Raw genomic sequence first — 12,482 nt, forward strand, 5'->3', positions numbered from 1 at the left:
CATCACGGCCGCAAAAGGCACCAGTTGCTGGGGCACGCAGCTGACGATGCCAAGCGCGAAGGATGCCGCGATCAGTGCCCAGATGCCTGGCGCAAACGCCGCGGCTGCGGCGAACACGAATGCCAGCACGATTTGACCCAGCACCAGCTTGCGCCGGTCGAAGCGGTCGCCAAGCGGCAGCAGCAGGGCCAGGCCTGTCGAGAAACCAAGCAAGGCAGCGCCGGCCACCAGATCAACCTGCGTCAGGCCGACGCGCAAGTCCGAAGCGATCAATGGAAGAATCGGCTGGGTGCTGTAGATATTGGTGATCACGGCACCGGCAACGCCGGCCATCATGAGGATCTTGCCGCGCGACGCCAGCGCCGGGGCAGTTGGACTAATCGTTGATGTGGGCAGCTTGCTCACGTGCTTTTCCTTTCGTATCGGACGTTGGCCGCTTTAGCGCGGTTGTTGGCTTGGTCTGAAGCTTAGGTCCTTGCACGTACAAAGAGAATCCCATAAGATTGAGAATCAACCTTCCATAATTTGATAGAGCCCGATGGATCGCCTCGAATCAATGTCCATCCTTGTTGCGGTAGTCGACGCAGGCAGTCTTTCTGCCGCGGCGCGCCGCCTCGACATGCCGCTGGCGAATGTCAGCCGCAAGGTCAGTGAACTGGAAACGCATCTGAAGACGCGCCTGCTGCACCGGACAACGCGGCAGCTCTCGCTCACGGAAGCGGGTGTTTCCTACGTCGCCGCCTGCCGCCGCATCCTTGAAGACGTGGGCGAGGCCGAACGCACGGCGACCGGCGAATATGCTGCTCCCCGAGGCAAGCTTGATGTAACGGCATCAGTGGTGTTCGGGCGCTTGCATGTGGTGCCTGTCGTTGCCGAATTCCTGGCTCAGTATCCCGAGATTGATGTGAACCTGATGCTGACGGACCGCGTCGTGCACATGATGGATGAGCAAATAGACGTGGCAGTGCGCATCGGCGAATTGCCCGACAGCGCACTGATGGCGACCGGTGTGGGCGCCGTACGCCGCGTGGTCTGCGCCAGCCCGGAATACCTGGCCAGACATGGCGTTCCGTACAAGCCTGTAGATTTGTCCACGCATAACTGTGTCAGTTTTGAGGTGCTGGAGTCCAAGCGCGCCTGGTCGTTTGGCGGCGGCAAGTCGGAGCAGTGGGTGCCGGTACATTCAAGGCTTTCAGTCAATACGGCGGAAGCGGCCATTGATGCCGCCAAGCTTGGTGTGGGCGTGGTGCGTGTGCTGTCCTATCAGGTGGCGCAGGCCATACGCGATAAGGCGCTCTGCGTGGTGCTCGAGGAATTCGAAGCCGCACCGTTACCGATCAGCCTTGTGCATAAAGGGCAGGCGCCGCTGCCGCTGAAATTGCGTGCCTTCTTTGATTTTGTCGCGCCGCGTTTGCGTGCGCGTATGGCGCAAGAACTGTCCGACGTCACAGCCTTGTCCCAAAAACGATCCTGATTGTCCACCTGCCGCAGCAGGCCGGAATTCCTTTTGCGTGTGCGGTAACCGATACTGGGTCTATCCAAAAATCAGGAGGACTCATTATGAGTACGCACGTTTTACGTATCGCTGTCCTTGCCGGCGCCGCCGCACTGGCGGCGGGCTGCGCCAGCGACGGCGGGCTGAAGCCGCAGTCGCGAATGACCGATGCAAACCAGCTGCAGGCGCGGGCGACGCTGGCGCACGCGGAAGTATCGCAGGCAGCGTGGCCGGCGCGCGACTGGTGGCATCGCTACAGTGACAAGCAACTCGACCAGTTGATCGGCGAGGCCCTGGCCGGTAGCCCGACCATGCGCGCGGCGGAAGCCCGTGTACGCCAGGCCGCGGCAATCGCCGAGATCACCGGCTCGGCGTTGTCGCCGCAGGTGACTGGCGCTGCACGCAGCAACCGGGTGGCGTTTAGTGAGAACAGCAATGTTCCAAAACCTTTGGCCGGTTCCTGGAAATGGAGTAACGAAGCAAGCTTGAACTTTTCCTACGAGCTGGACTTCTGGGGCAAGAATCAGGCCGCGCTGGATGCGGCAGTAGGGCGTCAAAAGGCTGCCGAAGTGGAAGCCGAGGCAGCACGCTTGCTGCTGACGGTCGGCATCGCGCAGACTTATCTGAAACTGTCGCAGTTCTATGCACAGCGCGATCTGGGCGAGCAAGTCCTGCAACAGCGCCAACAGGTGCTGGACCTGACCGGGAAGCGCGTCGCAGCAAAAATCGATTCGCAAGCGGACTTGAAACAGGCGCAGTTGGCAATTCCGGTGGCGAAGGGTGATATCGCGGCGACCGATGAGTCGATTGCGCTGGTGCGCACTCAGCTGGCCGCGTTGATGGGGGCGGGGCCGGATCGCGGCGCCAGCATTGTACGGCCGCAGCTCAAGGTGGCGCGTCCGGCTGCGGTTCCCAGCCTGTTGCCGAGCGAACTGCTGGCGCGCCGGCCGGACGTCGTGGCGCAGCGCTGGCGGGTTGAATCGCTGAGCAAGGATATTGATGTAGCAAAGGCGCAGTTTTACCCGACCATCAACCTGAACGGCCTGATCGGGCTGCAAAGCCTGGGTTTCAGCCACTTCCTGCAGGGCGGCAGCGGGATTGCCAGCGCAGGGGCGGGGTTGAACCTGCCGATCTTCGACGGCGGACGCTTGCGCGGCAATCTGGCCTTGCGCGATGCCGACTACGATGTGGCGGTTGAGGCGTATAACCAGACGCTGATCGATGCGCTGCGTGATGTCTCGAGCCAGCTGGTGTCCATCCATTCGCTGGCCGAGCGCAGCGCGTTGCAGGACGAAGCGCTGGACACCGCTCAGCAAGCGTATGGTCTGGCCATGAATCGCTATCGCTCAGGTGTCGGCAGTTATCTGCAGGTGCTGGCGACGCAAATCCAGGTGCTGTCCCAGCAGCGCTCCCAGATCGACCTCGATACGCGCGGATTCGAGCTCGATATGCAGCTGGCGCGCGCGCTCGGTGGGGGATACGCCAATGAATAAGTTTTCCAAAACGCAGACGATCGTCGCAGCTGCGCTGCTGGTGGGCGCCGCCGGCACCGCATGGACCATGCTCGCGCCCACCGGCCAGCAAGTGACCGAAGATGCTTACGTCGATGGCAATGTAGTGCAATTGACGCCGCAGGTCTCCGGCAGCGTGACGCAGATCGGCGCCGATAACACCGATTACGTCAAAGCCGGCCAGGTGCTGGTACAGCTGAATGAAGTCGATGCCGAGCTTGCGCTGGCGCGCGCGGAAGCGCAGTTGTCGCGTGCCGTACGCCAGGTCCGTGTGCAGTTTTCCAACGCCAGCCAGTTCCGCGCCAATGTTACGCTGAGGGCGGCGGATTTGTCGCGCGCAGAAGCCGACCTGGCCCGCCGCCGTGACCTGGCCGAAAGCGGCGCGATTTCGGGTGAGGACATTCATCACGCGGAAGATGCCGTCAAGGCCGCGCGTGCAGCACTGAGCGTGGCGGAACAGCAGCAGGCCGGTGCCGGCGCACTGGTGGATCAGACCAGCGTCACCAGCCATCCTGATGTGCAGGCTGCCGTGTCGCAGCTGCGCGAGGCTTATGTCGCTTCGGTACGCACTACCTTGCGTGCGCCGGTGTCCGGCCTGGTCACCAAGCGAAATGTGCAGCTGGGGCAGCGCGTCAACGCAGGCGCAGCCTTGATGGCCATTGTGCCGCCCGATCAAATGTGGGTGAACGCGAACTTCAAGGAATCGCAGTTGCGCGATATCCGCATTGGCCAGCCTGTTACGCTGTCGGCCGATGTGTATGGCAAGACGGTGCATTACTCCGGGCGTGTGATCGGGCAGGATGCCGGCACCGGCAGTGCGCTCGCACTGCTGCCGGCACAGAATGCCACGGGCAACTGGATCAAGGTCGTGCAGCGTGTGYCGATCCGTATCGCGCTCGATCAGAAAGAACTGGCGGCACATCCCTTGAAGCTTGGCCTATCCATGCACGTAGTGGTCGATACGGGCGATCGTAGCGGCGCGGTGGCAATGAACACGGCGGCCAATCGCGGTGTTTACCGGACCGACGTGTTCAAGAATGAGCTGGAACAGGCTGACCAGCTGGTCGAACGCATCGTCGCCGCCAATCTTGGTGGCAGCAATGAGCTGGCCAAGGTGAACTGAAATGAGCCCGCCCAAATATCCGCGCGAGGGCTTGCTGCTGGCGACCATCTTCATGCTGTGTGGGCTTGAGTTCCTGCAGGTCGGCATGATCACTTTCGCTGCTGGCCCAATCTTCGGCCAGGCCGCAGGCTCGCCTGAGGAGTTCACGCTGGCGACCGTGGTGTATGCCGTATTTGCCATCGCATCGCTCTCGCACCAGCGCTGGCTGGTCGAGCGCATGGGCTGGCGCGGCTTTCTGCAAATGTCGGTAGCGGTGTATATCGCTGGCGCGGCGATTTGCGCCAACAGTAGCGCTTTTGCGGTATTTCTGGCCGGTCGTGCAGTAATGGGACTGGGCGGCGGGCAGTTCCTGACCGCGGCCCGCGTGACCGTCAATCTGATTCCGCCAAGCCCGCGGCGCTTTCGCGGAATCCTGGCTTTCGCTGGCTCGCTCACGGTAGGTAATGGCCTGGCGCCCTGGGTAGCCTCGTTGGCAGTGTCGCATGGCGACGCATCCTGGATATTCGTACTGCTGGCCGTTCTGGCCGCAATTGCAGGCGCGCTTGGTACGCTTGCGCTGCCCGCCGATATCGTGCCGGTGGAGAAGCGCAGCCATGGCCACCCATTGACTGTGCTGGTGATGATGGCTGGGACATTCCTGACTCTTTACGCTTTGCTGCGCGCGCCGTATGACTTTTTCTCGCGGGGACCTGTTCTGCTGCTGATGCTGATCGCCGGCATTGGCGGCCTGCTGTATTTCGGTTTGCATCAGCACAGGCATGAGCATCCACTGCTGGTGCTGAAACGCCTGATGATTCCTCGCTATGTGGCCGGCATTGCGACCTTCACGCTTGGCTACATGGTTTTGGGGGCGAACAATTATATGTTCCCAGTGCTGATGCAGGGCGGCCTTGGCTTTTCATGGGAAGTAAGCGGCAAAGTGCAGACTGCCGGCTTGATTGCGGCGGTGCCAACGTTCGCCATCATGGCCATGGTCTTGAAGCGGAATCAGTCGGCCAAGAAGTTCTACGTGACCGGCTTTGCTTTCCTGACGTTGTCCAGCCTATTGCTGGTGCGCCTGAATCCTGAGGCGAACCTGTGGACTGATGTGTGGCCCGGCATCGCAGTCTTCGGTGCGTTTATCACGCCGGTGATGGTGACGACGGCCTTGCATTCCTTCATGGACCTGATGGGCGATGAAGTGGCGTTCGCGAACGGCCAGCAACTGAAGAATATGATGTCTCAGTTTGGCGTGTCGCTCGGTGCAGCTGGCGCCGCACTGTTCCTGCAATGGCGCAGCAGCGCGCACCTGTCAGCGCTGGTTGAGCGCTTCTCTCCCGGCGATGCGGTCTTCAACGGCGTGGCGGGCCAACTGGGTGAGCAGTTCTCCGCCAGTTACGGCGCGCAGGCTGCGCAGGCGGCGACGGCGACGCTGGTGCAGCAAGTCAGTCAGCAGGCTGTCCTGCTGTCCAGCCTGGATTTCTTTGGCTTCCTGGTCGGTCTTGGGCTGCTGGGTGCAACAGTCATGATGGCTCAGCGCATCCTGAAATAAGATACTCAGCATGGGATAGAATGTCCTTATGGATTGAGGAACAATTCAATGAAACTGACTTTGGTGGTACTCGATGGCGTCCAGGCACTGGATCTTGCAGGTCCAATGGACGTCTTCGCGGAGGCGAATCTTTTCCTGCCGAAGAAAGATCAATACGAAATCACGCTGGTCGGCGAGAAGCCGGGCAGCGTGATGTGCTCCAGCGGCGTTGAATTCAAGGTGCATTACGACTACCGGAATTTTCACGCCGAGAGCGAACTGCTGCTGGTTGCGGGCGGTCCGCGCTATCCGGAATACCGTCCCGAACCTGAACTCGCCGAGTGGCTGGGCGAGCGCGCCCGTCATGCGAGCCGCTTTGGCGCCGTATGCAACGGTGTCTTCCTGCTTGGCCATGCCGGCTTGCTGGCCGGGCGCGAAATCACCACGCATTGGGATCATGCTGACCGGCTTTCCCAGCAATTCCCCACATCGAAGGTARGACCCGACAAGATTTATGTGCGGGACGGGAACCTGTTCACCTGCGGCGGCGTTACGGCGGGCATTGATTTGTGCCTGGCGCTGCTGGCAGAGGACTGGGGACATGAGATTGCAGTGCGTGTTGCTAAACGGCTGATCGTTTATATCCGCCGCGATGGCGGGCAATCGCAGTACAGTCCTTATCTTGCTGTCGGCCCGGATGAGGACTCGCTGGTCGCCAAGGTGCTGAAATATGTGACTGACCATATCAGCGATCCCTTGACTATCGAAGATATCGCCGATGCGGTTGGCGTCAGCAGACGTACTTTTTCGCGCGCCTTTGCCAAGCACGCGAACGTAACTCCTTCGGTTTTTGTGGATCAGGTACGGATCGATTTTGCCCGCAAGCTGCTGGAAGAAACCGATGTACCGTTGAAGACTGTGGCCTTCCGCTGCGGGTTCAATAGCGCGACACAGATGCGCATGATCTTCCTGCGCCAGATAGGAAGCTCTCCCAAGGATTACCGGGAGCGCTTCCGCGTTGCTTATAACGGGACGGACGATACGAATTCCGGTGCGATCCTTGAAAGCACATCTTTGGGGATGGACTCGTAGCAGAACAGCACGATGCGGCGCAACGCTTCGGCGTCCATCGTTGAACTCTCGCCGAATCTCTCCCGTGCGATGGCATAGAGCGAATCCCGCATACGCGCCGACACGGGATTCTCTATGGACGCCATCGCCAGCCCGTCATGCCCGAACACCGCGACATAGCTGGCCTCCGGCGCTGTGCGCACAGTCTTGAATGGATCGAAGCCGGCGGCAATCAGATATCCCAGCAGCCGTTCGTGGAACTCTCCATGCGCATAGCCGTCGAAGACGAGTACGTGAAACGATGGACCCTTGCCTTCGTTATAGGCTTGCGCTGCCTCGGCTGCGAGGGATTGCAAATCCTCCCATCGAAACGCGGCGGGTTGTTCCTGCCACATTTCATAAAGATTCATGAAATCACCAAGCAGTCGGTTGATGTCGTTTTTTGCGGCGTTCATGATTTGCTCCCCTCGAAGGCGTTGTGTACGACACGTGCCTGTTGTTCCAGATGTAGCGACATATAGCCTGGCGCTGTCGACGCGCTGGCCTCACGGCAGGAGTCGCGCAGCGTCGCCGTGGCTGGCGTGACGGCGCGCAGATCTTCTTCGATTGCCTTCCAAGCGCCTTGATTGCGCGGCTCTTCCTGGGCCCAGACGATTTCCTCGACATTGCTGTAGCGGGCCAGTTCCGCCTTCAGTGCAGCAGCAGGGAAGGGATAGAGCTGTTCCAGGCGGATAAGCGCGACGCCGGCGCTCTGCTGCGTGCGGCGGTGTTCAAGCAAGTCGAAATACACTTTGCCGGAGCTGATGATGACTTTTCGGATGTCCGCAGCCGGCTGAGCATCGCCCAGCACTTCCCTGAACTGGCCATGCGCCAGATCTTCCAGTGTGCTGACCGCCTCCGCGTGGCGCRGCAGCGACTTGGGCGTCATAACGATCAGTGGTTTGCGATCGACTAATGAAGCCTGGCGACGCAGAAGATGGTAGAGCTGGGCGGGCGTGGTCGGYTGGCAAACCTGGATGTTCTCCTGGGCGCACAGCTGGAGATAGCGTTCGAGCCGCGCCGAGGCGTGTTCAGGTCCTGCGCCTTCCTGGCCGTGCGGCAGGAACAGGGTCAATCCGTTTTGCTGGCCCCATTTGGCCGCAGCGGCGGAAATGAAATTGTCGATCACGACCTGGCCGCCGTTGGCGAAGTCGCCAAACTGCGCTTCCCAGATGACGAGCGAATCGCTGCGGACGCTGGAATAGCCGTATTCAAAAGCCAGCACCGCAGCTTCGGACAGAATGGAATTATTGACAGTGAATGCGCCCTGGTTTGGGGCGACGTGATACAGCGGAGTGTACTTGCCGTCGCGCCGGTCTTCGCGGCGCTGGTCGTTCAGCACAGCGTGCCGGTGGCTGAATGTACCGCGTTCGCTATCCTGCCCGCTCAGGCGGACATTGACGCCCTGAGCCAGCAGTGTGGCGAAGGCCATATGCTCGCCCATGCCCCAGTCCAGAGGCCTCACGCCTTCAGCCATCTCACGGCGGCTGGCGATCACCTTGGCGACCAGCGGGTGCAGCGTGGTTGTTTTGGGAACGTAGGTCAGACGCTGCGCGATCGAGCGGATATCGTCGATGGCCAGTTCTGCGGGAATGGCGCGTGACTTTTCGGCGTTGGGCTCGGAGTGTGAAACAGGTACGTTGGCGCGGGCCAGATATTCCCGGTATTCATTGGCGAACTGCGTTACGTCCTCCGACGTCACGACTTGCTCGGCCACCAGCTTTTGCGCGTAGATGGCGGCCGCGCCGGGATGAGATGCGATGGAGCGGTACATCATAGGCTGGGTGATGTGGGGCGTGTCCTGCTCCTGGTGACCATGGCGGCGGAAGCAGACCAGGTCAATGACCACGCTACGCTTGAAGGCCATGCGGTATTCGATCGCCAGTTGTACTGCCTCCACCACGGCCTCGGGATCGTCCGCGTTGACGTGCAGGACGGGCGCTTCAATCAGCTTTGCAATATCGGTGCAGTAAAAGCTGGAGCGGGTTTCGGCAGGATCGGAAGTGGTGAAGCCGATCTGGTTGTTCACCACGATATGAATGGTGCCGCTGGTGCCATGGCCTTTGGTGTAGCTCAGGTTCATCGTCTCCATCACGATGCCCTGGCCGGACATCGCCGCGTCGCCATGAATCTCGACCGGCAGCACGCCACCTTCGACAAGTACGCCCATTTGCTCGGCATGAGCACGCGCCATGCCTTGTACGACCGGATTGACGATCTCCAGGTGGGACGGGTTGAAAGCGAGGGTGACGTCGACATTGCCGTGTTCCGTTTGACTGACGCCGCTGAATCCTTTGTGGTACTTCACGTCGCCCGCTGGCAGCAGGCGCGCGGTCTTGCCATCGAATTCGTCGAACAGGGATTGGGGCGGCTTGCCGACGGTGTTGACCAGTACATTCAGGCGGCCGCGATGTGCCATGCCCAGAATGACGCTCTTGATGCCGTTTGCCGCGCCGTGGCGTATCAATTCATCCAGCAGCACAATCAGCGAATCGCCTCCTTCCAGCGAGAAGCGCTTTTGCCCGACGTAGCGGTTGTGCAGATACTTCTCCAGGCCTTCCGCGGCGATCAGCCGCTGCAGGATATGCCTACGATGGTCTGCGGTGAGGCTTGGCTTCGAGCGGCTCGACTCAAGCCGCATCTGCCACCACTGGCGCTGGCCAGCGTCGGCCAGGTACATGAATTCCGCGCCTAATGTGCCGCAATAAGTTTCATTGAGTGCCGCGACCATTTCTTTCAGCGGCAGGAATTCTGCGTCCGAAAGATAAGTGCCTTCGGTGCTGACGGTGGCGTTCATGTCAGCCTGTCCAATGCCATACAGGCCGGGGTTCAGTTCAGCGACTGGAGCGACAGGGCTCCAGCGCAGTGGGTCCAGGTCTGCTTGCCTGCTGCCCACCATGCGGTATGCCGCAATCAGGTACTGCACTGCGACTTGTCTCCTCGCGAGTGTTAAAGCATCAACGTTGCTGTTGTCGGCAGCGGGCGCTGTCTGGAGTGCCGCGAAGTAGTCGTGCCATTCCTTCGACACGGAAGCTGCGTCTTCCAGATAGGCCTCGTACAGCTCTTCGATGTAGGGGACGTTTTCTCCAAAGAGAAACGACGTCTTTCGCATTTTCTTCAACATGATGTTTTCCTTTACCGGGCGTGAAATCGCCCTCTGATGAATCCAGTATGGAATTCGGCGTCCCGAAAGGAAATTCGCAACTGTGCCGCTTATGCGCCAAACGGAGTGGATTTCGGGACAGGTCCGGACCGATCATTCGTTTTGGGACAAGTCGCGCGCCTTTAGGGACAGGCCCCTTACATCGCGCTTCCGCTGGTGCAAAATCAATTCACCAACACTGCGGAGCCGATCATGGAACCTGCTCAAGCCAAGCCGATACAGCTTCTGCCCGGATGCGTCATGGCCATGGGGGCACTGGCGCTGGCCTGGCGCCGGGCCAGCGAAGACCATGGGGCCAGCGTCCTGATGGCCCATGGCATCGCTGTAATTGCAATGCTGCTGTTTGTTGTGATGGTCCTGTCATATGGCGCGAAGGCGATGGAGCATTCCGAAGTCGCGGGGCCATTGGCGATGGTCTGGTGGCTCGTCGCCTTGCCGCTGGCGGTGCTGGCGAATGCTGCACAGATCTACGCGGGCGAAATTTCAGGTCCAAGACTGCGCCTGACCGCAGCGCTATTGCTGCTGCTTGCCACGGTTTCAATCGCTGGACTTTGCGTACGCACTCTGTACGCCTTTTTTACCGGCCGGGTTCCGCCTGATTGAGGAAGCCACCGTTTTACTTTTATTTTTGGAGGCCCAATGGCCAAGAACACTTATCCGCTCACCACGCTGCTGCCGCTGCAAAAACTGGACTTCCGTCTTGCAAATGGCATGCGCGTCCGCACTGTGCTGATGCCGCAACCGAATGCGTCCAGCACGAAAATCGCCCATGTTGAGCTGAATTATGCCGCGCCCGGCAGCGAAGCATTCAATCCCATTGGTCACGAAGGCATTCCTAGAACGGTGATTGAGGCGGCCACGCTGGCCTATCAGATTGCGCAGAGCCAGACCTGCAGAGGCGAAGGCTTCAATATTGTGGAGGTACTACTTGAGGGCGAGGAGTTCGTTGAGCGAGGAGACATGGAAAAGATCGCTGGTGCTGCCATCCCCGTGAAATTGGTCTGACACCGCTTTACWGCGCTGATAATCCATAGTAACCTGTAAACATCAATGTAACGGGTTATAGGGGGCGAGCATGAGTATCCACGACATTCATTCTGCTAAAAACGGTGAAAGCGTGCTGGCGCAGCTGGGGCAGAGTGAGAAGCCGATGCCGCTCGCTCCCTGCGTCGAGCTGGATAACGGCAAACGATGGATACCCCAGCATTATTTGACGTACCAGCAGACCGTTGATTCGCTATCCGAGATCCTGCATGACATCGAACCGATGGAAGACATCGTTCTGTTTTGCGGCCATGACGAAAATGGCCTGTACCTGCAAGTCGGCGTGCTTGGTCCTGACAACTACGATCACTCGGTCGAGCGTCCGCGCCGCCTGGTGTATGGGCGCAAATGGCGCATCGAAAGCTACACGCCGACCTCGGAAGTGATTCAGACGGCGCTGCTGGCGGTGAAGAAGGCTTGTGAGCATGAAGTGCGGGAACTGTTCACCGTGCGTGACGCGAGCAGTGGCAAAACTGGGACGCCGTTCAGTACCCACCTTGATCTGCCGCTGATGGCGCGCTATCCGGAGCTGGTGCATCGCGCCGACGCCGAAAAGCCATTTCAGCACTGGCTGATTGGCATGCAATTCGCAGGCCGTGAAATTCTGGTGCACGACGCGGCCTTGCGCGCCAACGGCGATGTGGTCCTCGATCTGAAATTCGGTGCACCATCGCGCCCAAAAGACGAACATACGCGTTACGGCATCGAGCAGCTGATGCTGACGGTGGTGCTGCGCACGCGGAAACAGGCGGCCCTGCTGCATGCCGTAACGGACGCGCTCATTCAGCACAGCGACTCGCTGATCGACGAGGGCTTCCGCTACCGTGGCTTTGCGCGCTTTAGCAGGGAGCTGCATCCCGCCAGTATTGCGCAGCTGTCAATCGCGACGCGCAGCCGGGCATTGCAGCATCGCGAGTTCGATAGTATCCGCAAAGCTGTGAACTTTGAGGTCGATGCGAAGCGCGTGCCTTCACTGGGGGCTGGACAGCTGGCTGCACGGAATCGCCAGATTCTCGAACGGGAAGACCAGCTGGGTGGCCATTTGCCGCATGACTTTACGCCGGAAGAAGCTAGCGGACGAATTGCAGGCGGACGAGGGTAGTCAGATTGGGAACGCTGAAGGCGGAGACATCGCCGCCATGCAGTTCCATGATGGCGCGCACAATCGCCAGCCCCAGTCCGGCCGATGCGGTGCCGGTGGAACGCGCCGGGTTGGCGCGGTAGTAGCGGTCGAAAATATGCGCCATATGTTCCGGTGCGATGCCGGGGCCGGAATTTTCGACAGCGATCTGTGGGCCAAGCGCCGTGTCGCTTGCGGCCAGTCGGATGGCGCCGCCGGGAGGTGTATGCTGAATCGCGTTGGACACCAGATTGCCCACGGCGCGCTGGAACAGGATAGGATCGGCATCGATGCACACGTTACCGGGGGTGATGGTCAGGATGACGCCCGCTTCTTCGGCCAGTCCTTCAAAGTAGTCGCGGATGCGCTCAAGTTCAGCCGTCGCGTCGAGTACCTGGCGCTGCAC

At 60.1% G+C, this 12,482-nt stretch carries 12 protein-coding genes; 8 read left to right on the forward strand and 4 right to left on the reverse strand.

Translation table 11 applies throughout. The features are described 5' to 3' along the window. A partial coding sequence (locus AB4Z11_RS08235) for an MFS transporter (RefSeq protein WP_442024268.1) occupies window positions 1-405 on the reverse strand: 405 nt, incomplete at its 3' end. Between the two features lie 133 nt (window positions 406-538). On the opposite strand from AB4Z11_RS08235, the gene AB4Z11_RS08240 reads away from it, so the two are divergent. The 5 genes from AB4Z11_RS08240 (at window position 539) to AB4Z11_RS08260 (ending at window position 6,731) form a co-directional block, all read left to right on the forward strand. After that, window positions 539-1,474 (forward strand): LysR family transcriptional regulator, encoded by a 936-nt coding sequence (locus AB4Z11_RS08240; RefSeq protein ID WP_442024270.1) that lies wholly within the window; start codon window positions 539-541, stop codon window positions 1,472-1,474. A gap of 86 nt (window positions 1,475-1,560) precedes the next feature. Continuing rightward, window positions 1,561-2,988, forward strand: a complete 1,428-nt coding sequence (locus AB4Z11_RS08245) for an efflux transporter outer membrane subunit (protein ID WP_442024272.1) — start codon at window positions 1,561-1,563, stop codon at window positions 2,986-2,988. Next, a complete protein-coding gene (locus tag AB4Z11_RS08250; protein WP_442024274.1) occupies window positions 2,981-4,129 on the forward strand; it encodes an HlyD family efflux transporter periplasmic adaptor subunit in 1,149 nt (382 codons plus the stop codon). Before AB4Z11_RS08245 ends, AB4Z11_RS08250 begins: the two co-directional genes overlap by 8 nt. 1 nt (window position 4,130) lies before the next feature. Then, window positions 4,131-5,660 (forward strand): MFS transporter, encoded by a 1,530-nt coding sequence (locus tag AB4Z11_RS08255; protein ID WP_442024276.1) that lies wholly within the window; start codon window positions 4,131-4,133, stop codon window positions 5,658-5,660. Window positions 5,661-5,708: 48 nt separating this feature from the next. After that, window positions 5,709-6,731, forward strand: coding sequence for a GlxA family transcriptional regulator (locus AB4Z11_RS08260; protein WP_442024278.1), 1,023 nt, complete (start codon window positions 5,709-5,711; stop codon window positions 6,729-6,731). Here AB4Z11_RS08260 and AB4Z11_RS08265 read toward each other — a convergent pair. Then, window positions 6,662-7,165, reverse strand: coding sequence for a hypothetical protein (locus AB4Z11_RS08265; RefSeq protein WP_442024280.1), 504 nt, complete (start codon window positions 7,163-7,165; stop codon window positions 6,662-6,664). The genes AB4Z11_RS08260 and AB4Z11_RS08265 overlap by 70 nt on opposite strands. Then, entirely contained in the window at window positions 7,162-9,873 is a 2,712-nt protein-coding gene (locus tag AB4Z11_RS08270) for a 2-oxoglutarate dehydrogenase E1 component (RefSeq protein ID WP_442024282.1), read from the reverse strand. Before AB4Z11_RS08270 ends, AB4Z11_RS08265 begins: the two co-directional genes overlap by 4 nt. Window positions 9,874-10,104: 231 nt before the next feature. Between AB4Z11_RS08270 and AB4Z11_RS08275 the strand changes: the two genes are divergently transcribed. The 3 genes from AB4Z11_RS08275 to AB4Z11_RS08285 all read left to right on the forward strand — a co-directional run bounded on the left by AB4Z11_RS08275 (window position 10,105) and on the right by AB4Z11_RS08285 (window position 12,058). Then, window positions 10,105-10,515, forward strand: coding sequence for a hypothetical protein (locus AB4Z11_RS08275; RefSeq protein ID WP_442024284.1), 411 nt, complete (start codon window positions 10,105-10,107; stop codon window positions 10,513-10,515). A gap of 36 nt (window positions 10,516-10,551) precedes the next feature. Further along, window positions 10,552-10,917, forward strand: a complete 366-nt coding sequence (locus AB4Z11_RS08280) for a hypothetical protein (RefSeq protein ID WP_442024286.1) — start codon at window positions 10,552-10,554, stop codon at window positions 10,915-10,917. Window positions 10,918-10,987: 70 nt separating this feature from the next. Further along, a complete protein-coding gene (locus AB4Z11_RS08285; protein ID WP_442024288.1) occupies window positions 10,988-12,058 on the forward strand; it encodes a hypothetical protein in 1,071 nt (356 codons plus the stop codon). Here AB4Z11_RS08285 and AB4Z11_RS08290 read toward each other — a convergent pair. Further along, on the reverse strand, window positions 12,027-12,482 hold a 456-nt coding region (locus tag AB4Z11_RS08290), incomplete at its 5' end, for an ATP-binding protein (protein WP_442024290.1). The genes AB4Z11_RS08285 and AB4Z11_RS08290 overlap by 32 nt on opposite strands.

The organism is Pseudoduganella sp. RAF53_2 (assembly GCF_052113985.1).
GTDB lineage: Bacteria > Pseudomonadota > Gammaproteobacteria > Burkholderiales > Burkholderiaceae_D > Rugamonas.

Excerpts from the sequence above, each read along its gene's own strand:
- AB4Z11_RS08285 (WP_442024288.1), top strand. The coding sequence starts at position 10,988 with ATGAGTATCCACGACATTCATTCTGCTAAAAACGGTGAAAGCGTGCTG.
- AB4Z11_RS08265 (WP_442024280.1), bottom strand. The coding sequence starts at position 7,165 with ATGAACGCCGCAAAAAACGACATCAACCGACTGCTTGGTGATTTCATG.
- AB4Z11_RS08275 (WP_442024284.1), top strand. The coding sequence starts at position 10,105 with ATGGAACCTGCTCAAGCCAAGCCGATACAGCTTCTGCCCGGATGCGTC.
- AB4Z11_RS08255 (WP_442024276.1), top strand. The coding sequence starts at position 4,131 with ATGAGCCCGCCCAAATATCCGCGCGAGGGCTTGCTGCTGGCGACCATC.
- AB4Z11_RS08280 (WP_442024286.1), top strand. The coding sequence starts at position 10,552 with ATGGCCAAGAACACTTATCCGCTCACCACGCTGCTGCCGCTGCAAAAA.
- AB4Z11_RS08240 (WP_442024270.1), top strand. The coding sequence starts at position 539 with ATGGATCGCCTCGAATCAATGTCCATCCTTGTTGCGGTAGTCGACGCA.
- AB4Z11_RS08245 (WP_442024272.1), top strand. The coding sequence starts at position 1,561 with ATGAGTACGCACGTTTTACGTATCGCTGTCCTTGCCGGCGCCGCCGCA.